The organism is Xenorhabdus sp. XBWT (assembly GCF_059072735.1).
The window spans coordinates 2907612-2932176 of the sequence record NZ_CM180990.1; the positions used below are offsets into that span (position 1 = coordinate 2907612).

The window sequence follows — 24565 nt, forward strand, 5'->3', positions numbered from 1 at the left end:
TGTGCAAAAAAAGCAGGCATTAAGTGCCTGCTTTATTGTTAGGGATTAACAGAATTAGATTAAGGTAAATTAATTATTCTTGATCTTCTGATCTGTTATGCTCTTCATCAGAGGGACTTGCTGTATTGTCATCCTCATCTTCGTCATCAGGTTCAGCAACACGCTGCAAGCCAACAACTTTTTCGTCTTCAGAAGTACGGATGAGAGTAACTCCTTGCGTATTACGACCAACAACACTAACCTCAGAAACTCGGGTTCTCACCAATGTACCCGCATCAGTAATCATCATGATCTGATTGGTCGGTTCTACCTGAATTGCTCCGATCACGTTACCGTTGCGTTCGCTGACTTTGATGGAAATAACCCCTTGAGTTGCACGGGATTTGGTTGGATATTCACTTTCAGCAGTACGTTTTCCGTAACCATTTTCGGTGACAGTCAGGATTTCACCTTCCCCACGAGGAATGATCAGAGAAACGACTTTATCGCCTTGGCTGAGTTTGATACCGCGAACCCCGGTTGCGGTACGTCCCATTGCACGGACACCTTTCACACGAATAGTGCCGTCTTCCAGTGTTTCTTCTTCTTCTTCAAGGAAACGAACAACTTTACCTTGCGCAGAGAAGAGCATGACTTCATTGTTGCCATCAGTCAGATCAACACCGATCAGTTCATCTCCTTCATTCAGATTCACTGCGATGATACCAGCACTGCGTGGACGACTGAATTCACTGAGTTTGGTTTTCTTAACGATACCGCTTGCCGTTGCCATGAAAATATTTAACCCATCTTCATACTCACGCACTGGCAAAATAGCTGTAATGCGTTCGTTCTGATCCAATGGCAACAGATTGACAATTGGACGACCACGAGCACCACGACTTGCTTCTGGCAATTGATATACTTTCATCCAGTACATCTTGCCCTTATTTGAAAAACAGAGAATCGTATCGTGGGTGTTAGCTACCAGCAGGCGCTCAATAAAGTCTTCTTCCTTGGTGCGCGCAGCTGATTTACCCTTACCACCACGACGTTGGGCTTCGTAGTCGGATAATGGCTGATATTTTACATACCCCTGGTGGGATAGTGTTACTACAACATCTTCCTGATTAATCAGGTCTTCGATATTGATATCTGCGGAATTCTCCGTCAGTTCAGTTCGGCGGGCATCGTTATACTGCTCTTTGATAGCCAGTAACTCTTCACGAATAACTTCCATCAAGCGTTCTGGGTTTTCCAAAATGAACAGCAATTCAGCAATCACTTTCAGCAGTTCACGATATTCATCAAGTAGCTTTTCATGTTCCAGGCCGGTCAATTTTTGCAGACGCAGATCCAAAATTGCCTGTGCCTGTTGTTCGGTCAGGTAATATTTACCGTCACGAATACCATATTCTGGCTCCAACCACTCCGGGCGGGCAGCATCATCACCTGCTTGTGCCAGCATAGCGGCAACATTACCCAATTCCCACGGTTGATAAATCAAACTTGCTTTAGCTTCAGCAGGTGTGGAAGCACGACGGATCAATTCTATAACCGGATCAATATTCGCCAGTGCAATGGCAAGAGCTTCAAGGATATGGGCACGTTCGCGAGCCTTGCGCAGTTCGAAAATTGTCCGGCGTGTAACAACTTCGCGACGGTGGCAAACAAACGCAGAAAGAATATTTTTCAGATTAAGTAATTTGGGCTGTCCTTGGTGCAGGGCAACCATGTTAATACCAAATGAAACCTGCAATTGGGTCAGTGAATAGAGATTATTCAGAACAACTTCACCAACGGCATCACGTTTTACTTCAATAACAATGCGCATCCCATCTTTATCGGATTCGTCACGCAGTGCACTGATCCCTTCAATGCGTTTCTCTTTTACCAGTTCAGCGATTTTTTCGATCAATCGGGCTTTGTTGACCTGATAGGGAATCTCATTGACGATAATGGTTTCGCGGCCAGTTTTTTCGTCAGCTTCAACTTCTGCGCGGGCGCGGATATAAATTTTACCGCGACCAGTACGATAAGCTTCCTGAATGCCACGACGACCATTGATAATGGCAGCTGTAGGGAAGTCAGGGCCAGGAATATATTCCATCAGGCCTTCGATACTGATGTTTTCATCATCAATATAAGCCAGACAACCGTCAATCACCTCAGATAAGTTATGAGGCGGGATGTTGGTTGCCATACCTACCGCAATCCCTGATGATCCATTCACCAACAGATTGGGGATACGGGTTGGCATCACCTCTGGGATTTGTTCTGTGCCATCATAGTTAGGCACAAAGTCGACAGTTTCTTTTTCTAAATCCGCCAGCAATTCATGGGCAATTTTTGCCATGCGTACTTCGGTATAACGCATCGCTGCCGCAGAATCGCCATCTACTGACCCAAAGTTTCCCTGACCGTCAACCAGCATGTAACGCATAGAGAATGGTTGTGCCAGACGAACAATCGTGTCATAAACAGCGCTGTCACCGTGTGGATGATATTTACCGATAACATCCCCAACAACGCGGGCAGATTTCTTATAAGGTTTATTCCAATCATTTCCTAATACATTCATCGCGAAAAGTACGCGGCGGTGTACTGGCTTCAGTCCATCCCGAACATCTGGAAGTGCGCGTCCAACAATAACGGACATCGCATAATCCAGATATGAGCTTTTCAGCTCTTCTTCGATGTTGACCGGTGTGATTTCTCTGGCAATGTCGCTCATGGAGCCACTGTCCCTCATACTCCGAATTCAAAGGCTTAGAATTATACCACAAATTGACAGTTTTATAAAAACCCGATGCGGGTATTTCAAGATTAAGGCATGTATAATAGTTTTCTGTCACACATCCCCATAATACTGTTACATTTTCTGTGAATCAGTTTTCTGTGAACCAGTTTTCTGTGAAGCAGTTCCTAGGAGCGATATCGCTGATGAATATCAAAACTACCGATTCACATATTCGAACCCATGCCAATGTGGATCAACAGGAAATCGAGAAATTTGAAGCCGTAGCTTCCCGTTGGTGGGATCTTGAAGGTGAATTCAAGCCACTGCACCGAATAAATCCACTGCGTTTAAACTATATCCTGCAACATGCTGATGGCCTTTTTGGCAAGAAAGTGCTGGATGTTGGTTGCGGTGGTGGCATTCTGTCAGAAAGCATGGCTCGTGAAGGTGCGGAAGTGACAGGGTTGGATATGGGGTTTGAGCCTCTGCAAGTTGCTCGTCTACATGCTTTGGAATCAGGTATTTCCATCTCTTATGTGCAGGAAACGGTAGAAAATCACGCCGAGCAGCACCCGTATGCTTATGATGTCGTGACATGCATGGAAATGCTTGAGCATGTACCAGACCCTGAATCAGTGGTTCATGCTTGCGCCAAATTAGTCAAACCGGGCGGTCATGTGTTCTTTTCAACGATTAACCGTAACCAGAAAGCATGGCTTATGGCCGTTATCGGTGCTGAGTATATTTTGAATATGGTGCCTAAAGGCACACATGATGCGAAAAAATTTATTCGTCCTTCTGAATTAATTCATTGGGTTGATAAAACCACGTTGAAAGATCAACATATCATTGGATTACATTACAACCCATTGACGGATAAATTTCGTCTTGGACACAATGTAGACGTGAACTACATCCTGCATACTCAATCAGTTAAAAGTCACAATTAAGGGATTAATAAAACGACAACTAGATATTTTTTTTAAGATTTTATTTTTCCTGTTTTGCCGATAGCCTTATGAAAGTAACATCAAGTAACTACGCAGGTTATCGGCTCTTTGGCAAAATTAATCCTCAAGTTATCCACAAAACTTTCCGATTTTGTACACTTGATAAAACGCGAATTTAACATTATCTTGTTATTACCGTTTTAATTACCCCCTATATATTGTGTTTCTTGTCATCCTATAGTAACGAACAGTAACGAAACGAGTAGTAGCGAAATAGTAACTTACAGTTGCCAAGTTCCCAATTGGCCCTCAGCCATTCTGGGTGTATCGTGCTGTCAATAGGTCAAGAAAGACGGTATAGGTGAGATACGAAAAGAGAGAAGGTGTATTTCCCTATGAACCAGAGTCTGCTAGTTACCAAACGTGATGGACATAAAGAACAAATTGATCTTGATAAAATTCACCGGGTTGTTGCCTGGGCTGCCGAAGGTCTGAAAAATGTCTCAGTATCACAAGTAGAACTGCGTTCCCAGATTCAATTTTACGATGGCATCAAAACATCTGATATCCATGAAACCATGATCAAAGCTGCGGCTGATTTGATCTCCGGTGATGCACCTGATTATCAGTATTTAGCCGCACGTCTGGCTATCTTTAACCTGCGTAAAAAAGCTTATGGTCAGTTTGAACCACCTGCGCTATATGACCATGTGGTACATATGGTAGATTTGGGTAAGTACGACAAACATTTGCTGGGAGACTATTCCAAAGAAGAATTCGAGCAAATGGACAGTTTTATTGACCATCTGCGCGATATGAATTTCTCCTATGCAGCTGTAAAACAGCTGGAAGGGAAATATCTGGTACAAAACCGTGTGACTGGTGAGATTTATGAAAGTGCTCAGTTCCTCTACATTTTGGTAGCTGCGTGCCTATTTTCTTCTTATCCGAAAGAAACGCGTCTGGGCTATATCCGTCGTTTCTATGATGCGGTTTCCACCTTTAAAATTTCGTTGCCAACGCCGATTATGGCGGGGGTTCGTACACCGACTCGTCAGTTTAGTTCCTGTGTCCTGATTGAATGTGGTGATAGTCTGGATTCTATCAATGCAACATCCAGCGCAATTGTAAAATATGTATCCCAGCGTGCTGGCATTGGTGTGAACGCGGGTCGTATCCGTGCATTGGGCAGCCCAATTCGTGGCGGTGAAGCCTTCCACACCGGTTGTATTCCATTCTACAAACATTTCCAGACAGCGGTAAAATCCTGTTCTCAGGGTGGGGTTCGTGGCGGTGCAGCAACGTTGTTCTACCCTATATGGCATTTAGAAGTTGAGAGCCTGCTGGTACTGAAAAACAACCGTGGTGTTGAAGGCAACCGCGTCCGCCACATGGATTACGGTGTACAAATTAATAAACTGATGTATGAGCGCCTGATAAAAGGGGAAGATATTTCTCTGTTCAGTCCGTCTGATGTTCCGGGACTATATGATGCTTTCTTTGCGGATCAGGATGAGTTTGAGCGTTTGTATACCCAGTATGAGAACGACAGCAATATCCGTAAAGAGCGCATTAAAGCGGTTGAGCTGTTCTCATTGATGATGCAAGAACGTGCTTCAACGGGGCGTATTTACATCCAGAACGTTGACCACTGTAATACTCATAGCCCATTTGATCCGGCCATTGCGCCTGTTCGTCAATCTAACCTGTGTTTAGAAATTGCACTGCCGACCAAGCCATTGAACAATATTAACGATGAAAATGGCGAAATTGCGTTATGTACATTGTCTGCTTTCAATTTAGGCGTTATCGAAAATTTGACTGAATTGGAAGAACTGGCAGAGTTAGCAGTCCGTGCGTTGGATTCTCTGTTGGATTATCAAGATTATCCAATTGTTGCTGCGAAACAAGGCTCAATGGGGCGTCGTACTCTGGGTATCGGTGTGATTAACTTCGCTTATTATCTGGCGAAAAATGGCGTGCGTTATTCCGATAGCAGCGCCAATAATCTGACTCACAAAACATTTGAAGCTATTCAGTATTATCTGTTGAAAGCTTCAAATGAGTTAGCGAAAGAGAGGGGATCTTGTCCGTGGTTTAGTGAAACTACATATTCACAAGGCATCCTGCCGATCGATACTTACAAAAATACATTAGATACGCTGACCAGTGAACCTCTGCACATGGATTGGGAAGCTCTGCGCAGTGATATTAAACAGTATGGTCTGCGTAACTCAACATTATCTGCATTGATGCCATCAGAGACATCTTCACAGATCTCTAACGCAACGAATGGCATTGAGCCACCGCGTGGCTATATCAGTGTGAAGGCATCAAAAGACGGTATTCTGCGCCAAGTTGTACCGGATTATGATCTTCTGAAGGGGGCTTATGAATTGTTGTGGCAGATGCCGAGCAATGATGGCTACCTGCAACTGGTAGGAATAATGCAGAAATTTATCGATCAATCAATTTCTGCCAATACTAACTATGATCCGGCTCGTTTCCCTAATGGCAAGGTTCCGATGAACCAATTGCTGAAAGATTTACTGCTCGCTTACAAATATGGTGTAAAAACACTGTATTACCACAATACCCGTGATGGGGCAGAAGATGTGCAAGGTGATCTGGAAGAAGTAGTTGAATCTGCTGATTCCGATTGTGAAGGCGGCGCGTGTAAGATTTAATTTGAGGAAGCTATGTCCTATACTACTTTTTCGCAAGTAAAAAATGATCAGTTACAGGAACCGATGTTTTTCGGTCAGTCTGTAAACGTGGCACGTTTCGATCAACAAAAATATCCTATTTTTGAAAAGCTGATCGAAAAACAACTTTCTTTCTTCTGGCGTCCAGAGGAAGTAGATGTTTCCCGTGATCGTATTGACTATAACTCGCTGCCAGATCACGAGAAACACATTTTCATCAGCAACCTGAAATATCAGACGCTGCTGGACTCCATTCAGGGCCGTAGCCCGAATGTGGCTTTCCTGCCGCTGATTTCCATTCCAGAACTGGAAACATGGATTGAAACGTGGTCGTTCTCAGAAACGATTCACTCGCGTTCTTATACGCACATTATCCGTAATATCGTCAACGATCCTTCTATCGTGTTTGACGATATCGTGGAAAACGAACAGATTTTAAAACGCGCTAAGGATATTTCTGCGTTTTATGACGATCTGATCAAAATGACTAACTACTATCATCAGTTGGGTGAAGGAACACACAGTGTTGCGGGTAAAACAGTCATTGTTGACCTCCGTGCATTGAAAAAGCAGCTTTATTTATGCTTGATGAGCGTTAATGCCTTGGAAGCTATCCGCTTCTACGTCAGCTTTGCATGTTCATTTGCTTTTGCCGAACGTGAATTGATGGAAGGTAACGCTAAGATTATCAAACTGATTGCTCGTGATGAAGCTCTACATTTAACCGGAACTCAGCATATGCTGAACCTGCTGCGCTCTGGTCAGGATGATCCTGAAATGGCGGAGATTGCCAAAGAGTGTGAACAAGAGTGTTACGATCTGTTTGTAGAAGCGGCGGAGCAGGAAAAAGAGTGGGCTGATTATCTGTTCAAAGATGGTTCCATGATTGGTCTGAACAAAGATATCCTGTGCCAGTATGTCGAATATATCACCAATATTCGTATGCAGGCAGTTGGCCTGAAATTGCCGTTTGAAACACGCTCTAATCCAATCCCTTGGATCAATGCGTGGCTGGTTTCCGATAACGTCCAAGTGGCTCCACAGGAAGTCGAAGTCAGTTCTTACTTGGTTGGTCAGATTGATTCGGAAGTCAATACTGAAGATCTCAGTGGTTTCGAACTCTGAGATGGCTGATTACAAAATTACCCTGCCGTCATGGCAGGGTTTATCCATCTGTTATTCTTCAGATCTCCACAGTAATTTACTGGAAGCATTAGAACAGGGAAGAATGCAGATTGAATACCAGTGCCGTCAGGGGTATTGTGGTTCTTGCCGTGTTCGTTTGGTAAAAGGGAAAGTGGGATATCCTTGCAAACCATTGGCGTTTGTCAATGAAGGGGAAATTTTACCTTGTAGCTGTCACCCACTGACAGACATTGAAATTGAGTTGTAAATTATTTTATAACTATAAAAATCTGACGAGATAGACAGGTGTATTTCGTTACAGTACGCTTCATGTATATATATCCGTCGTCTTTCAAATTGCTGCTTTGTTGTCTGCGTTCATTACTGTGTTGAGCTTAATATGTGAATCCAAGTTTATTTATTTCTTCCATGCTAGCTCCAATATTTACTCGAACTTGGTTTTTGAACAAATTATTTATTACTGTGTATATCTGTTATATCTTCCACTTATTGATTTGATTTATTCTATTATGATGGTTGGTTTATTATAATGACAATATGGAAAATTTTTTAATAACGATTTGCGATAACCATACTACATCACAGGCTAATAAAGGAAAACAATGATGTATAAGATTGATTATAATTTGTATCGTTCGCTCAAAAGCTTTAACAGGCGTTCCCGCTTCTTAGTTATGCACTACACCGCTCTGAATTTTGAAAAATCCATTAAAGCGTTGACGGGAAATTTTGTTAGTGCCCATTATTTAGTTCCAAATCCAGATGATCTAACCTATCAGTCTGCCGGATTTAGTGAAGTTCATATATTCAGTTTAGTGGATGAACTCGAAAGGGCCTGGCATGCCGGAGCTAGCAGTTGGGCAGGGCGGGCAGGATTAAATGATACATCTATTGGTATTGAAATTGTGAATGAAGCTAGTGATGATGGTGGTATTCTCACGTTTCCCCCTTATAATCCTGATCAAATTGACGCTGTTAAAGAATTAACCATTAATATTTTGCAACGTTACCCAGATATTACTCCTACTCATATCGTAGGGCATTCAGATATTGCCTGGCAAAGGAAATCCGATCCAGGTCCTTCATTCCCGTGGAAAGAGCTATATGATGCAGGAATAGGAGCATGGTATGACGAAGAGATTAAGCAAAAATATATTGAACAATTTGATCACTGTCTACCTGAACGTATTGAAATTTTAGAAAAATTGAAACGTTATGGATATGACGTTTCAGGAGCGAAAGAAGACAAAAACTTTCAATTATTAATCAGAGCATTCCAAATACACTTCCGTCCATCATTCTATGACGGTATAGCTGATATAGAAACCATTGCTATTCTCTATGCATTAATTGAAAAATACTTTGATCATAACTCATAATTTATTATTCAATCTATCTTAGTTGAATAAAATTTAAGTTGTGACATTTTTAATAATGCCGCAACTTAAAAAATTAAGTGAAAGTTTTGAAAAAATACCAATGCACATATTTTAAACATAATAATATTTTTATTTTTCCTATTAAAGAGATGTGATATTTCTGGTGATTTTTTTGGGATAAAAAACCTCACCCAATGTTCGAGCATTAGCGTGGTACATGGGTAAGCTGTAACTTGAAAAATAAAGGATATATCAGGAATATTATACAAATATCTTTCTAATAACACAAGGTAAACACTCAATTTATTTATTTTTAGAATGCTTTTTTTTATTTATTTGTATTTATTATAATGTGCTTAAATGTAATCTAACTATGTATAATACTATTTTTGTTTTAAGATATATCCTAAAATAAAGAAATTGAATCCATCTTATTTAAGCTTTTGATAAATAATTGTTTTAGTGTTTTGATTTATTGTGGATGCGTGAATGTTCTATCAAATTTTGAAAGAATGACTTTACGTAATCATTTGAATTTAATGTTTTTTTGTATTTTTTGATGAGAGTTTAAAATTTTAACTACGGTTGAACTCTTAATGACATGACTGTATATTGCACAAGCTTCTCGTGGTAGATTGAATACATTAAGTGTTAAATGATAGAGATATTAATTTATGAATAAAACATTATTGGCAGCATCTATTGTTACAGGATTATCTATATTTACTTTCAGTGCTAGTGCTAGTAATAGCGGTAAAAGTACTATATCTCTGGGGTATGCTCAGAGTAATTCATCACAGAATAATTTAGGTGAAAATAGTATTAATAATGCTAAACTCAAAAAACAACAACATGGATTAAACTTGAAGTATCGTTATGAGATTGATGAGCGTTTTGGTGTTATCAGTTCATTAACATATACTCTACAGAGCCAAGAAGATATTTATCCTCATTCTTCTTCAAAATTTAAGTGGCAAAATATGTCTCTAATGGCAGGCCCAACATATCGTTTTAATAATTATATTAGTGTATATGGTTTGATCGGGGCGACTAATAGTAAAATTAGTTTTTCTGAATCAGAAGATAAATCTAAATTTAGTGATACTGCGCTATCTTACGGTGCCGGCTTACAGTTTAATGTAACTTCAAATATCACTATTGATGCTTCATATGAGTATACAAAATTAAAGTATAATATTTCAAAAATTAATCATGTCATCAATTCTAATCTTAGAACGTGGGTTCTAGGTGTAGGTTATAGTTTCTAATCTTCATTTATTTTTAATCGTTATTTTTTATTTAACGCCTCACTTTTTTAATTTTTAGTGTTTTTTTGTTAGATGATCATCTTGCCTGAATCCTTAATTTTATTTGATGGGGTTCAGGTTTTTTATATAAATTTAATAATATCAAATTTCAAATGATTGTAATGATGAATGTTATATAAAAAATTTTAGTTCTCAGTAGAAAACATCAGTTTATTTTAAAGGTGAAAAAGAATTTTTGATAAAATAGTGAAATTCTATTTAGTGGAAACTCAAGGATGAGGTTGTGCCTGTGTTTATGTAATTAGTTTTAATTTATTCATAGATTATATTGGTATGATTAATACAATTAGGAAATTTTTTCTAAAAATATTTTCCTGGAAAATCATATTGTTTAATTTTTATATCAATAATTGTCGCAATAGGTTTTACTCATATCTTTTTGGTATTTATTTTCCAACAATCATCCAATTATAAATGAAGACTAAAATGAAGACTAAAATGAAGAGTTATAGCTTAATAATCCGTATATGTGCCATTTATAAGGTAGGTTTTTCAAAACGATATTTCAGTGAAAAGAATGTGGGAACACGATTTGTGAAAAAGTATTTACAACGGATTTGCAATAATAGAAGACTAAAAAAGCCAATTCGGTCTTTGAACTGACTTATATTTGTGTTAGTACAATGCTTACATGAAGCGAGTTGTTGACAACCGGATAACAACGCAGTGTACGTTTGAGAGGAAAGATTTAACAGATTTCATGATGATGCCCTTTGAAGGTTATAAATTGTGATTTACTTCACGAAAATATAAATTCTAAGGGAGATTTTATGCTCAAAATAAAAAGAGTCAAGATTTTTATTAAAATTTATTTTAAAATTTAAATATTTTTTGTATTTTAATTTATCTATATGAAATATAAGTAAAATATTTTTTGATACTGGAATCTGCTAAGTCAATACCGCAGTAACTTCATTGGTTTTTTATTTGACTATATTTCATCTTTAGATTGTTTTTTCGACAAACTTTAACCTGACACGTAAATTTACTCATTCAACGTTATTGAAAAAATTGAATGCAGGTGATTATCAAGGAGCCTCGGAAGAGTTTTTGAAATGGGATCGTGCTGATGGGAGAGTGTTGTCAGATTTGAATATGCGGAGAGAGTCAGAGCATCAAATTTTTTTATAATAGATAATCTGATGATTTTATTCGCTACCCAATGAGTAATATGAATATATTTAGTTTTAGGCTATTAGAGATGCATGATAAAAATTTAGTCTAATGAAAATTACTAATAGCCTAATTAAATAAGGGTTTAATAAGAAAATAAATGACTATACTTCTGATGAACTATTTTGTAAAACAATACGATAGCCATCTATATCTTCAAAAGTTTTTCCATGTTTATCCCAATAAGGATTGTAAGAAGGAACTAGAATAAAACCAGCTTCTTGCATTGATTTTATTTGTTCCAGCCATTCTTGTTTATCTTCGATATAAAAAGCTAATAAATTATCTTTTGTTGGAGACTTTCCAACATGAGTATTCTTATGATGAGTAAATTCTAGATGCCAGGAGTGATTAGGATGTCCTAACATGATTCCATCAAAATTATCGTGATCTTTAAATTCGATTAGTATAGTGAAATCTAAGCCTTTACAGTACATATCTGAAATTTCAACAAGATTGTCTGTTGGTCTGGCAATTCTAAGTATAGTTGATTTTTTCATTTTTTATTAAGTAAGGTAAATTGGTAAACGTATCCTATATAAAATTATTTTTGTTTTATTAGGAAAAAGTGCTGGTACTCTATCAGCACTTTTCATGTTTATTACTTTTAATGTGACTAATTAATTATGAATAAAAATATGAATGCAACTAAAAAACATTATTTAATATCAGCATCAATAACTTGATAGAAAGCATTATTGGTGTCTGCAATTGTCCATGTACCGAGAATGACATGGTATCCTGAACGTTCTGGTACATCACAAGTTAAAGAGACATTCTGAGATGGTTTTTTTCCATCATCAAAACGTTCACAGAAAGGATTTAAATCAAATTGTGCACGGGTGAGAGGCTTATTTGGGTCCCAATCAGGTTTGGTAATAAAAAATTGCCATGAAGTAGTGCTATGCAGGGCTGTTAATGTCCATGAAAAAGTGTTAGTGCCTTTATTAATTGCGACATGATGCCAGCGATCTGCACTCTGTTCGTTGAGTTGATTGAATTGACTAACTCCACCACTGGCAATGTTCCCATCAGGTGGCCCACTTTGTGGAAAACCTTTAGAGCCTTCAACAGATTGTGGCTCATACATAACAGGCCCACAATTTTTGTTAGTAAGTTTAGCACATAAAAGTGCTCTGCTTGGTGGGGAATCGATATATCCGTGGAGAGTAGTTGCTTCAGCAATACCAGATAGTGGGATTGAACCAAAAGTAGTCAATCCCACTAAAAGTAATGACTTTTTAATGTTCATGATGAATTTCCTATTTTCCATGCTTGACTGTAAAATAAGTAAAGTTACTTATTTTTATTATATTAGTTGGTATATATGAAATTTAATTCATTTTTTATGGAAGTGCATAGAGATATTTATAACAAAATTAGCCAATTATAAATGCTTAATTTATGATAGGGGTATGCTAGGAAGATTTGCTTAAATTAAATGATTCTTGTTTAAGATAATTAATAAAATTTGATATTATTCGGAGTTGATATTGTTTCTACATAAGAAAAATCCCTCCCTGAGTATAGGGAGGGGAAGAGCGAAATAAGAAGCAAATGAGGGTGTACTAAAAGTAGAGTATTCGAGTACACATAGATAGAATAGACCAAAATGGCAGATTTTACAATAAACTAATCTTAAACAAAAATTTTATAATGGAAAAATGTAAATTATTTATTAAAAATCAATACACTATGCTTTTGTTGGACTTTTTAATAAAAAAATTGAAAAGATCAGATGGATTCGAGCTAGTAAACAATAGTTTTTTCGTCGATTTATAATTTATTATCCTTTCTAAGGAGGTATTCAAAAGATTACAGATGGTGTATATAATTACAGATGGTGTATATATAATAGAGCTAGTAGTTTTAACCCTTTTTACCCACTTGAATAGTTTATTGCATACCCTTAATCGTATCAAGATACAGATTTGTTTTACTTGAGTCACATAGTTTTATGCTCTTGGCTTAGAGAACTATTTTCTTGCTACCATGCTGTATCTTGAAATCAATTGGATATATACAATAAAGATAAAAATTTATTTATTAAAAGTTATGACAAGAATAAATGTTATTCCTCCGAATGAACTATGTGATCAGCATTTGCTTGCAGAACATAGAGAGCTGACTAGAATCCCCAATGATATAATCAAAAGAAACGGTAAAGTTACACTGACAACACTGGAGGCATATACATTAGGCAACGGTCATGTGATCTTTTTTAGAGAGAAGCTCTTATTTTTAAAGAAAAGATACGAGGTTATTTATCAGGAATGTTTGAATAGGGGGTTTTCTGTAGTAAATAGATGGTCTGATGAAGTTAGTATTTATCATCATCTATGGAAAGATTATCAGGTGACTGAGGCAGACATTGCCACTAACAAAGCGAGAATCAAAGAGAGAATACCGATAAAACCTAGATTTTCAGCATATTTGAGCAAAAAAACTTAAAATAAATTTTATTTTTGGTGCAGTTATAAAAATAGTAAATTGAAATTCACTGAGTATTGTGATTGGTCAGAGTTACATGTGTGTTCACGCCGACTAACTGACCAAAAGGTTTAAACTTATCATGCTAAAACATGAAGATATGACAACAACAACCGCCTGTGTTCTGGAAACTGTGCCTCTGTATGACTGAGCATCTATTTCCGATATATCTACCCTGACGGGGCTATCCGCGCTACGTTGCCAATTACTGTTAACTCAATTTTGTCTGGCTGGATTGATGAAAAGTCGGGACAGCGACACGTTTTTTAAACGTTACCCTTAACACATACGTCAGCTTACTGAACATTAGAGGGTGGGCTGATCCAACGGGGGTACGTTCATGCAGCCGCTGGTTTGTTACACCTGATGGTAACGCTGGTATTAGCTACGCCTTACATCATGGTGAGGATGAATATTATTATAACAATGTTGATTTATGGGGCACGAGAAATACCACCGTGGTTGATGGTTATCTCAAATCTGCATCCCCCATTATCAAAATTTGGAGTAATGGAACATTCGAAACCAACGAGGAATCAGCGGGCGCAACGGTTGAGCGTCTGTCTGAGGACGTATACTTCATTAAAAACGTTTTAGGATTTAACGCCGATGCTGCATAGGGCGGAGTCGATGGTGGGGTTGAAATTCCTATGTGCAAAAATAAATTACCGCTGATTTGGGTCAACTATGAAGTATTGCCTGATGGCGCGATAAAAATCATGACCTATCACAGAGAACACCCAAACGCACCGGAGTTCGCTAAAAATATACGTCAGGTTATTCTGACGGGGATTTGATTGATATTCCGGCTGGCAGGCCTATTTCGGTCCGTGTCCAGATGCCGGAAGATTCGGTGTGGAATGTGAGGCAGGCAACTCAGGATTTAGGTTAGTTTGAACCCGCAGAAAGTTGCGGGTTACTAATGGGCTATCAATTTCACTGAGAAGCAGCAAAAGGCTAATGTATACTAAAGTGATGCATGAAAATTAACTCTCCTAAATTTGTTATCAGGGAGTAGTACGTGCCTAATATAAGGTTCCAATGAGTATCTTTGCTCAGGTGGAGGGAGGTAATGCCCGCTAGCATTTGTCCAACTCATTAGTTCACCTTTACAAAACGTTAACACTCCCGCAAAAATCACTGGCTCCCTGTAACTTATTGAGGTATGCCCTTGAACTACATCATTCCCATGATAACTGGAATCACGAACAGTTTTAGCGCAGCGTACATTACAAGGATCTCCCCGAGTAATAACAAAAAGATAGATTCCATTCGCTTCATTCGTTTTATACGCATCATTCGTTTTATCCGCGTAGTGTTTTTCAATTGCATTATTGAGTAAGTAATATTTACCATCTAATTTTATCAAAAAATAAACAGAACCATTTCCAGCAGGCGCTTGTGGTTTTTTATTTTCCCGGACTGAAAGTGAGTTTTCTATCATTCTTAATCTATTAAATAGAAGAGTATTAAGTTTCTTATGAGGATCGTTTTCTTCCTCGCGTTCTTTAAATCCTTTTAGTTTGTCAGCCACCCATTGATCACCATATAGCCTCCCTTCACTCTCCCTTTTTCTAGTCCGCTCCATCCTTTTAGCTAGCCATTCATCAAGCTTCATAATAAGTCACCCCTTATGGTTAGGCTGTGTAGTGGTCTCACATTCATAACAGAAAATAAAATAACACTGGTAATATTTTCATTTTGTGATTAGGTTCAACTAGTGGTAATTCCAAAGTGATGGAGATGGCTCAAATTTGAGTTATCATAAAATTCAAATAGATAAAGCGGAGTGTCACATAACACTTTGATTTTATTAATCTCTAGCACAGTGATGTAATTACGTAAAATCAACAGGTTACATAAATGGGATTTGAAAGCCCTTTTAACTCCTTGATACCCTTTATTTCCTGCATGGTACAGGTTTCCGTTTGCACCCATCTGACCTGCGTGCAAATCAACTGTGGTGGAAATCCCCATGGTTGCATTGGTCACGGATAGAGTGACCTATGGGAAGTGGTACAGATGGTACAGTTATTTTGCGATTTTTTCGTTAAGGCGTGATTTTTTGGATAAATACATCAAGTCTCTATTGTGGAAATTACAACACAGGACGGCTTGAAATTACGCGCTCATCCAAAGTGTGATATCCCACTTTGGGCGTGATTATTTCTACCTTAATAAAGATGATGTTTTTGGATAGGGTTTTACACCCGTTTTACCCCCATTTTACACCAAGCAAATTGCAGACATAAAAAAACCAACCTTAACAGGTTGGTCTTTCTGGGGAAATTTGGTCGGCATGATAGGATTTGAACCTACGACCCCCGACACCCCATGACGGTGCGCTACCAGGCTGCGCTACATGCCGATGACTTTTCCTATACTACCGTTTTTTATTTTCAAAGCAAGCCCCTAACTTAATGAGTGCTTGATTTTTAAACGATTAATTCGCTAAAAAACGTTTTACTTCAGTTAATATCTGTAATAGTCGAGCTAGGTTTGGTTTGGTAGACTGAATTTCATTGCCATCCAAATCATATAGATGATATTCCCCATCCTTAGAAAGATAGATTGTGTTTGTAGCGGTTGTAACTATTAATGAGCCGTCATTACCAGTAATCAGCCATGGATTTTTTCTCTGAGCGTTGAAGAGATCTTCGCCTTGTGAATAATCTTCTGGAGAATTACTTACGTGCAGTAAGCGCTGCATTAGCGTTGTCATGATGTCCTGATGATTGGTTAGTTTATTTACTACTTGTGCTGGTGTGTTTGGCCAGTGAATTATCAGGGGAACATGGATTTTTTCGCGGTTGAATTTATCACCGGTAAACCATGATGCTGAGCGGTTTGTTGTTTCTTTGCTCTGCTTGGCTGTAATCACGATGATAGTTTTATCCAGGATGCCTTTATTGGCCAAAGTTTCTAAAACAGTATTGATTTCAGCATCCAGCGCTTTTTTATCAAAGTTACTTGATGGATATGTGAGGCCATTAATATCCAGGAATGAGAACCACGGTGTTGAATTATTACGTAGATCCAACCAATTACGCCATTGGGTCACAGTTAAGTTATCGTTCTGTTTATTGGTATTTGGCAATGAGTAATCGGTTAAAATAGCTTGACGGTAAAGTGGGGTTTCAAATCCATCTGAAGAAAAAAGACCAAATTGATACCTCTGATGCGTCAGTGCATCAATAAGTGCGGATGATTTTCTTGCATTGAGTATACCGTCCAGATAACCCGATGATATGCCATAGAATAAACCAAATAATGCAGTATCGTTCTTAACACCAGTACTGAAGTGTTGAGTAAACTGGATATTTTTCTTCGCAAAGTGTTTCAAGGTTGGCATATCCGTGAGGATATCTTGATTATCCAGCCCATCTACGACGAGCAAGAGCAAGTTATAGCCGCGTCCGGTATCATGGTAGGAGAGGTTATTCAGTGGATAATTGACGCTTAGTGCCGCCGGATTTCCTTGTTGGTTAATACGGCGTTGATATTCTTGTTGATCCAGTAGGCCATGCTTTTCAAGGAACTTACGGGCAGTCATTGGATAAGAAAGCGGTAAGTTTGAGCGCTGCATGGTAATTGGACGATAGAAATTAGCATCTGCCCAAATATACATAAGATGGGAAGCTACAAAAGTGGTAATAAATACGGCTGCCAATGGCTTGCCAAATCGTTGTCGGCTCAGGCTGCGTAGTTTTTGCCAGCTCCATGTACCAAAGAGCATCTGTATCAGAAAAATAATAGGTATACAGATGAACATTAGTTGCCATTCCCTTGCTAATTCGCCTTGTTCTGGATTAATCACTAAATCCCAAACCAGTGGGGTTAAGTGTAAATGAAAGCGAACATAGATGGAGGAATCGAATATTAACAGCGTTAATCCTGCTGTTGCTAATGCAGCTGAAAGAAACCTTAATAACCGCTGAGACATAACGATAAATGTTAGCGGGAATAAGAGAAGTAAGTAAATGGCAAAGACGATAAAGCTGAAGTGACCGAGCCAACTGACCAGCGCATAGACGCGCCCAAACAGTGAACCCGGCCAGTCAGATGCAAATAAATAGCGACTGCCCAGCACAAGACTGAACACGATGTTGAACAGTGCGAACCAGTGCCCCCAACTGATCATCTGAGAAACTTTTTCGCGGTAATGCTGACGGCTAGTCACCATATTTTCTTTACGTCAAGGTTTTAAGTAAATTAATGCGCTTTGTCTTCGTTAACTGAAGACTGTAACGCGCGTGCAAATGAGTCTGCGATGTGCTTGCGCTGCGCAGGAGCAATGCTCGTATTAATTAAATTCGTTACCATATTGCCCAAAACCATCAAGGTGAGGTCAGTCGGCGTATGATTTTTCTCGAAAACATTTACTAATTCAGTTAATAAATGTTCAACTTTTTCATCGCTATAGCGAGATGACTGTGGCATAAATCAAATATCCTGAATGTACAAAGCCCCATATCTTACCGTATAGAAGGGTGATTTTCTGCTTTTTTATAACAAATTAATTTCCTATTGTGGAAGTTGTTGCCATTCTTGAATCTGTTGCATCATTTTAGTCTTTGATATGTTGAATGTTGATAATTAATTTGTGAACGTTTTTCCATCATTTGGGTTTTTGGTTGCAGCAGAAAGATAACGATGTTTGAATACGTCGCTAACCGCAAGAGCCTATACGGTCAAAGCTGCAAAAGGAGTATAAATAATGAGTCTGGAAATTACCCAGATCGCGTTACACCGGTTGATTAAACGTGACGAACAAACGTTAGAAGTAATTTTGCGCGATTCTCTTCTGGATGCCAATCAAGTTGTCGAAGAGATGATGGCGGAATTACATCGTGTATATAGCGCGAAAAGCAAAGCTTACGGTTTGTTCAATGAAGAGAGTGAACTGGCAGAATCCCTTCGTCATTTGCGTAAAGGAGATGAGGATTTTCTTGGTTTTAGCCGAGCAGCAACCGTGCGTCTGAAAGATGAGTTGGCAAAGTATCCGTTTGCAGAAGGTGGAACGGTGTTGTTTTGTCAATATAGATACCTGACGGTGGAATATTTGCTCATAGCAACCCTTAATAGCTGTAATAGTATGTCCGTCAATGATGAACTTGATGTGAACACGACGCAGTACCTTGATATTCCTCATGCTGACATTGTTGCGAGAATCGATTTGACTGAGTGGGAAACTAATCCTGAATCCAGCCGTTATTTGACTTTCCTCAAAGGTAGGGTAGGGCGAAAAGTTTCTGATTTTTTTATGGACTTTCTGGCTGCCAGTGAAGGAATGAATGCGAAAGTACAGAATAAGGGACTGTTGCAGGCTGTGGATGATTATTGTGAATCGGTACAGTTGGATAAAAATGAACGTCAGGCTTATCGCCAGCAAGTTTATGGTTACTGTAATGAGCAATTGCAGGCAGGCGAAGAGATTAAGTTACAAGAACTATCCCAAGAATTACCAGCTCTGGGTGAGCAAAGTTTCCAGCAGTTTTCACAGGAACAGGGATATGAATTGGAAGAAAGTTTCCCTGCTGATCGTGGGACATTGCGCCAATTGACGAAATTCGCAGGGAGCGGCGGAGGGCTGACCATAAATTTTGATGCAATGTTAATGGGAGAACGGATTTTTTGGGACCCGGTCACGGATACGTTGACAATTAAAGGTACTCCACCGAATCTACGTGACCAATTACAACGTCGTGGCAGTGGTAATCGCTAATTTTGATAGTCAATGCGAATAATGAAATATATTAAGCTGTAGAAATAAATAACGCCGCAAATGCGGCGTTATTTACTCGGCGTCCCGATAAAAGCTCGACTGTGGCTAATTAAGCACGCAGGAAATCGATGTGCGTCAGTTTAGGTTTAAACGGATGACGCTGTACTGCCTGCACTTTAACTTTAGTTTCTTTACCATCAACAACCAGAGTCATAACTTCGTAGAATTCTGGTTTGCTTTCGTGGTTGATAACTGCATCGTGATCCAGTTCGATAGAAACTGGCTCTTGGTTACCGCCATAGATGATCGCTGGAAACTTGTTAGCTCTACGCAGGCGGCGGCTCGCACCCTTACCCTGCTCTTGACGTACTTTCGCATTAATAGTTAACATCATTTTTTCTCTATAAAAGAAGAAAATAAATCCTGCTACAGGCGACCCAGCAGCAGGCTCGATACTTGGCTTAACATTATGTATTACGCTAAGCGGACGGCATTCTAACGAAAATCCGATATGACAGCAAATAGAAATGTATTTTACGGCGGGTATTGGATACCCTTAATACAGATCATCAGCTCGTCTAAATCGTCCTTTATAGTCAAAAATTTTTTCCCGAATTTGCCAAAACTGGCCTTTTTTGCGTGCGACAATAAAATCAGGATGACGTAATAAAGAGAGTTGATGAATGATCTCTGTCGCTGTTTTCCACAGAAACGTTGTACCGGGTGCGCGTTGATGCTGGCGGAGGAACTGGAGTTCAAATACCTTCTTTTGAGCTGGAGTGGATAAACGGAACAGTTCTGATACATTTGCACCATCTTCGTCGTAATACGTAATTTTCAGCCATTCTCCTTTATTATCATGGCCCGGTGTCAATTGCATTCCACCACAGCGCAGAACCAGAGCATCTTTGAGTTTCAGGGCGGCTTTGAGCATATCATCAGGATCGACCAGTACTTCTTCGCAGCGGTGGCAACGTCGGGCCGCTATATCGTTTTCTTCGCCACAATGTGGACATGATTTGAAACGAAAACGGAAGTCACATTGCAGTCGTTTCCCATTTTCATCTTCTTCCCATCCTTGGCAGCGCCGTCCAAAGTGTTCAATGATCTTTCCCTCTACGGTACAAGTTCCCCAAAAAGTATTGGCGAACTGACAGATGGGGCAAAAAACCTGTACCGGTTGACTTTGTGAGTTAGGCTTACTGCTGCCAACTTCTGGCGTATAAAGATCATGGGGATTACCTGCGTAGTCCAGAATTAAACACTCTTTTTTATCAGGAGACAGACGTAATCCACGCCCGATGATCTGTTGGTAGAGGCTGACAGATTCTGTTGGCCGTAATATGGCAATTAAATCTACATGGGGAGCATCAAACCCGGTTGTGAGTACGGCAACATTGACCATATAGCGCAGTCGTTGTTCCTTGAACGCAGTAATTAAGAGATCTCGTTCTGATGCAGGAGTATCTGCGCTCACCAAAGCGGCTTGATCGGCAGGTAATAATTGGGAAATTTCTTTGGCGTGTTCGACCGTAGCAGCAAAAATCATCACTCCTTTCCGGTCTTGGGCATATTCAATGATCTGTTTGATGATATGCGGTGTAATACGTTTTTGGCGTTTTAACTCACGGTTTAGCTCAGCTTCGTTGAAAATACCTTCTTGACGGGTACGAACCTGACTGAAGTCATATTGTATTACCGGCATATCTAGTCTTTCTGGAGGAACCAGAAAGTGGTGTTTAATCATATAGCGCAGGGGAAGTTCATAAATACAATCACGGAAAAAACATCGTTCATCACCGCGCATCATGCCATGATAATGGTATTGGTATATCCAGCCAGAACCCAGACGGTAAGGTGTTGCAGTTAAACCTAAGATACGTATTTGAGGATTGTTTTTTTGTAGCTGCTGAATAATTTGTTGATATTGGCTATTTTCATCACCACTAATGCGATGGCATTCATCAATGATTAGTAATGAAAAGTGGTGGTCAAAGCGACCTAGATTGCGGACAATGGACTGAATACTGCCAAAAACCACTTTTCCCGCGCTTTGTTTTTGATTGAGTCCGGCTGAAAAAATATCTGCATTTAATCCATAAGTACAATATTTACTGTGATTCTGGGCCACAAGTTCTTTGACATGTGCCAGTACTAAAACACGGCCGTGAGCTAGTTTTGCCAATTCAGCGATGACAAGGCTTTTACCTGCTCCTGTTGGCAAAACAATAACAGCAGGATCTTCATGTTGGCGAAAATAACGGATGGTAGCATCTACCGCTTCTTGTTGATAAGGGCGTAAAGTAAAAGCCATTTTGTGTTACTGTCATGGTATCAGGTGAAAGATTATTGATGCAGATAATAACATTTTTCATTTAGCCTTGCTGACGAGAAAGCATTTGTTACTTCGTTTTCGTAGGGATTAGACGAGTGATGGCAATTGATTTATTATTGTTATAGTTTTATGGGTTATGATTATTTTAAAAATTATCTATGTAATCTAATATCCTAATAGTAGCCTTGAAGTTATTTGTAGTATCAAAGGCGTGTTCATGTTTTTATCAGGTAGATCTATTTCATGCGATTGGATAAATTTTTATCACAACAGTTAGGTATTAGTCGTAATGATGTGGGACGTGATTTACGGGCAGAATTAGTTACAGTCGATAATGAAGTTATCAAGACAGGTGCCTATAAATTGAAGCCCGATCAGCAAGTTGCTTATGATGGAACGATATTGCAACAATTAAATGGCCCCCGTTATTTTATGTTGAATAAACCTCAGGGATATGTGTGTTCAACAGATGATCCCTCAAACCCGACTATTTTATATTTTATTGATGAACCCGTTGCACATAAATTACATTCCGCAGGACGATTGGATATTGATACTACAGGGTTAGTTCTGCTGACTGATGATGGCCAATGGTCACACCGTATTACATCTCCCAAACATCATTGTGAAAAAACGTACCTTGTTACATTGGAACACCCGATATCGGGAGATATTGAGGATAAATTCCTTGCCGGAATCCAGTTGAATGGTGAAAAAACACTAACAAAACCAGCAAAATTAGAAATTATTGAACCTCAGATTGTACGTTTAACTATCAGTGAAGGGCGCTATCACCAAGTAAAACGCATGTTTGCAGCAGTAGGTAATTATGTTGTTGAACTCCATAGGGAACGAATTGGGGAAATTAATCTCGATCCAGCATTGGGAACGGGGGAATACCGAGCGCTGACTGATAGTGAAATAAATAGCATACAGATGCCAAGATTATAATTTTTTAACCTTCAATTTTTAGGAGTACCTACGTGCAACAACAGAGATTATCCTATTTGGGATTAGTCTTGATCCTTGGCTTGCTCTCTATGTTAATGCCATTGGCGATTGATATGTATCTACCGAGTATGCCAACGATCGCTGAAGATTTTGGTGTTAGTGATGGCTTGGTGCAAATGACGCAGAATAGCTATATTCTGGGGTTCGCCATTGGGCAAATAATATATGGGCCAATGTCAGATAGCTTAGGACGCAAACCTGTTATTTTAGGCGGTGTCATTGTTTTTGCCATATCTTCTGCGGCATGTGCTTTGGCACAAGATATTCATACTTTTATCTCTATGCGTTTCTTGCATGGTTTTTCTGCTGCTGCGGCTGGTGTTGTAATTAACGCATTGATGCGTGATATGTTCACGAAAGAGGAATTTTCCCGCAGTATGTCTTTTGTGACATTGGTGATGGTCATCGCACCACTATTGGCTCCCATGTTGGGTGGAATAGTGATGATATGGTTTAATTGGCATGCTATTTTCTGGTCAATCGCTATTGTTGCGGTAATTGCTGTCGCTTTGGTCGCTTTTTTCATCAGGGAAACGCTACCAAAAGAGAAAAGGCAGAGATTCCACTTAAGAACCACATTGAAACAGTTTGTTATGCTGTTTAGGCAGCGTCAGGTATTGTGCTATATATTAGCAAGCGGTTTTTCCTTTGCAGGAATGTTTTCTTTCCTTACAGTCGGCGCATTTGTTTACATCAAATTAAATGGCGTGTCTGCGCAGGATTTTGGTTACTATTTTGGATTGAACATTATTTTCCTATCCATCATGGCGACTATTAATAGCCAGTGTGTTCGCAAATATGGCCCATTGAAAATGCTGCATGTGGGGCTATTTGTGCAATTCATTATGGGATTATGGTTATTTTTTAGCACAATGTTCGATTTAGGGTTTATTTCGCTGGTAATTGGTGTTGCCATTTATATCAGCGGGATCTCCATGATCACATCGAATACCATGGCTGTTGTATTGGATGATTTTCCCCATATGGCGGGAACTGTTTCTTCATTAGCTGGGACTATCCGCTTTAGTATTGCTGCGTTAGTGGGAGCTATTTTGTCTTTATTGCCAGAGGAAAATGCTTGGCCAATGGTAGGATCAATGGTGTTATGTGTGATATTAGCAGTATCACTTATTATCTATGCACGTAAGGTGCAAAAATAAAATTCTCTGAAGGCTATCCTTTAATATTGGATAGCCTTGTTGTTTGCTCTATATCCTCCGTTGTTTTTGGGATTCGTTCCCTTTGCCACCCCACTGAATCTTGAAATCCATTGAGTATAGTTTTTAAAAATCCTCTTCTCAGACCGATAGTGGTTAAGTGAGTATTGTTTCCTAAAGTATCTTGAATACGCAAAGAAGCGATTAATTGTCTTAATAGACAGGAAATAGCGAATGATCATTGGACAAATGTGGAAATTTGTTAACTTATTTGTACTGGAAAGTACCGTGCTATTTGTTTTTTTGTTAACTTCTTGTTGCTCTTTAAGTGGGTGTAGATAATAATGGAACCATTATTGACTAATTGGTTGTAACTAAAGAAGATTATTCTTTTATTTGTATATGATAAAGCTTGAAAAAAACAAATATGTAAATAAGTATTGAATG

Annotated in this window: 19 protein-coding genes, 1 tRNA gene and 1 pseudogene; 12 read left to right on the plus strand and 9 right to left on the minus strand. The window is 39.0% G+C overall.

Features of this window, described 5'->3' with window-relative positions; all coding sequences use genetic code 11:
• Positions 1–73 precede the first annotated feature (73 nt).
• Positions 74–2713: a DNA topoisomerase (ATP-hydrolyzing) subunit A gene (gene gyrA, locus AC5JQI_RS12615; protein WP_493912417.1), complete on the minus strand. Its 2640-nt coding sequence runs from the start codon at positions 2711–2713 to the stop codon at positions 74–76.
• Between the two features lie 209 nt (positions 2714–2922).
• On the opposite strand from gyrA, the gene ubiG reads away from it, so the two are divergent.
• From ubiG to AC5JQI_RS12650, 7 genes are all read left to right on the plus strand, one after another.
• On the plus strand, positions 2923–3669 hold the full coding sequence (gene ubiG / locus AC5JQI_RS12620) for a bifunctional 2-polyprenyl-6-hydroxyphenol methylase/3-demethylubiquinol 3-O-methyltransferase UbiG (protein ID WP_493912418.1): 747 nt from the start codon (positions 2923–2925) through the stop codon (positions 3667–3669).
• A 395-nt stretch (positions 3670–4064) separates the two neighbouring features.
• The gene (nrdA, locus tag AC5JQI_RS12625; RefSeq protein WP_493912419.1) at positions 4065–6356 is read left to right on the plus strand and encodes a class 1a ribonucleoside-diphosphate reductase subunit alpha; all 2292 of its coding nucleotides are present in this window, start codon (positions 4065–4067) and stop codon (positions 6354–6356) included.
• A 12-nt stretch (positions 6357–6368) separates the two neighbouring features.
• Positions 6369–7499, plus strand: a complete 1131-nt coding sequence (nrdB, locus tag AC5JQI_RS12630) for a class Ia ribonucleoside-diphosphate reductase subunit beta (protein ID WP_493912420.1) — start codon at positions 6369–6371, stop codon at positions 7497–7499.
• Between the two features lies 1 nt (position 7500).
• On the plus strand, positions 7501–7767 hold the full coding sequence (gene yfaE / locus AC5JQI_RS12635; RefSeq protein ID WP_493912421.1) for a class I ribonucleotide reductase maintenance protein YfaE: 267 nt from the start codon (positions 7501–7503) through the stop codon (positions 7765–7767).
• Between the two features lie 358 nt (positions 7768–8125).
• Positions 8126–8899 (plus strand): N-acetylmuramoyl-L-alanine amidase, encoded by a 774-nt coding sequence (locus AC5JQI_RS12640; protein ID WP_493914674.1) that lies wholly within the window; start codon positions 8126–8128, stop codon positions 8897–8899.
• 674 nt (positions 8900–9573) lie between these two features.
• Positions 9574–10167, plus strand: coding sequence for an Ail/Lom family outer membrane beta-barrel protein (locus tag AC5JQI_RS12645; protein WP_237387197.1), 594 nt, complete (start codon positions 9574–9576; stop codon positions 10165–10167).
• 1008 nt (positions 10168–11175) lie between these two features.
• A complete protein-coding gene (locus tag AC5JQI_RS12650; RefSeq protein WP_493914675.1) occupies positions 11176–11358 on the plus strand; it encodes a lysozyme in 183 nt (60 codons plus the stop codon).
• 146 nt (positions 11359–11504) lie between these two features.
• On the opposite strand, the gene AC5JQI_RS12655 is transcribed toward AC5JQI_RS12650, so the two are convergent.
• Together AC5JQI_RS12655 and AC5JQI_RS12660 are read right to left on the minus strand one after the other, a co-directional pair.
• Positions 11505–11900, minus strand: coding sequence for a VOC family protein (locus AC5JQI_RS12655; RefSeq protein WP_493912422.1), 396 nt, complete (start codon positions 11898–11900; stop codon positions 11505–11507).
• Positions 11901–12058: 158 nt separating this feature from the next.
• Positions 12059–12652, minus strand: coding sequence for a lytic polysaccharide monooxygenase (locus AC5JQI_RS12660; protein WP_493912423.1), 594 nt, complete (start codon positions 12650–12652; stop codon positions 12059–12061).
• Between the two features lie 803 nt (positions 12653–13455).
• On the opposite strand from AC5JQI_RS12660, the gene AC5JQI_RS12665 reads away from it, so the two are divergent.
• Entirely contained in the window at positions 13456–13851 is a 396-nt protein-coding gene (locus tag AC5JQI_RS12665; protein ID WP_493912424.1) for a pyrimidine dimer DNA glycosylase/endonuclease V, read from the plus strand.
• Positions 13852–14348: 497 nt separating this feature from the next.
• Positions 14349–14782 (plus strand): annotated as a pseudogene (locus tag AC5JQI_RS12670) (phage tail fiber protein).
• A gap of 75 nt (positions 14783–14857) precedes the next feature.
• Here AC5JQI_RS12670 and AC5JQI_RS12675 read toward each other — a convergent pair.
• The 4 genes from AC5JQI_RS12675 to AC5JQI_RS12690 all read right to left on the minus strand — a co-directional run bounded on the left by AC5JQI_RS12675 (position 14858) and on the right by AC5JQI_RS12690 (position 18330).
• On the minus strand, positions 14858–15508 hold the full coding sequence (locus AC5JQI_RS12675; protein ID WP_493912425.1) for a hypothetical protein: 651 nt from the start codon (positions 15506–15508) through the stop codon (positions 14858–14860).
• A 673-nt stretch (positions 15509–16181) separates the two neighbouring features.
• Positions 16182–16258: transfer RNA gene (locus tag AC5JQI_RS12680), tRNA-Pro, on the minus strand.
• 75 nt (positions 16259–16333) lie between these two features.
• Entirely contained in the window at positions 16334–18073 is a 1740-nt protein-coding gene (yejM, locus tag AC5JQI_RS12685) for an LPS biosynthesis-modulating metalloenzyme YejM (RefSeq protein ID WP_493912426.1), read from the minus strand.
• 29 nt (positions 18074–18102) lie between these two features.
• Entirely contained in the window at positions 18103–18330 is a 228-nt protein-coding gene (locus AC5JQI_RS12690; RefSeq protein ID WP_237385209.1) for a YejL family protein, read from the minus strand.
• A gap of 277 nt (positions 18331–18607) precedes the next feature.
• On the opposite strand from AC5JQI_RS12690, the gene yejK reads away from it, so the two are divergent.
• Positions 18608–19615, plus strand: a complete 1008-nt coding sequence (gene yejK / locus AC5JQI_RS12695) for a nucleoid-associated protein YejK (RefSeq protein ID WP_237385208.1) — start codon at positions 18608–18610, stop codon at positions 19613–19615.
• 109 nt (positions 19616–19724) lie between these two features.
• Here the strand turns inward: yejK and rplY are convergent, their stop codons facing one another.
• Together rplY and radD are read right to left on the minus strand one after the other, a co-directional pair.
• Complete coding sequence (gene rplY / locus AC5JQI_RS12700; protein WP_092548947.1) at positions 19725–20006, minus strand: 50S ribosomal protein L25; 282 nt, start codon at positions 20004–20006, stop codon at positions 19725–19727.
• A gap of 165 nt (positions 20007–20171) precedes the next feature.
• Entirely contained in the window at positions 20172–21929 is a 1758-nt protein-coding gene (gene radD / locus AC5JQI_RS12705; RefSeq protein ID WP_493912427.1) for a DNA repair helicase RadD, read from the minus strand.
• Positions 21930–22193: 264 nt separating this feature from the next.
• On the opposite strand from radD, the gene rsuA reads away from it, so the two are divergent.
• Together rsuA and AC5JQI_RS12715 are read left to right on the plus strand one after the other, a co-directional pair.
• A complete protein-coding gene (gene rsuA / locus AC5JQI_RS12710) occupies positions 22194–22901 on the plus strand; it encodes a 16S rRNA pseudouridine(516) synthase RsuA (RefSeq protein WP_493912428.1) in 708 nt (235 codons plus the stop codon).
• A 32-nt stretch (positions 22902–22933) separates the two neighbouring features.
• Positions 22934–24121 (plus strand): Bcr/CflA family multidrug efflux MFS transporter, encoded by a 1188-nt coding sequence (locus AC5JQI_RS12715; protein ID WP_493912429.1) that lies wholly within the window; start codon positions 22934–22936, stop codon positions 24119–24121.
• Positions 24122–24565: the final 444 nt, after the last annotated feature.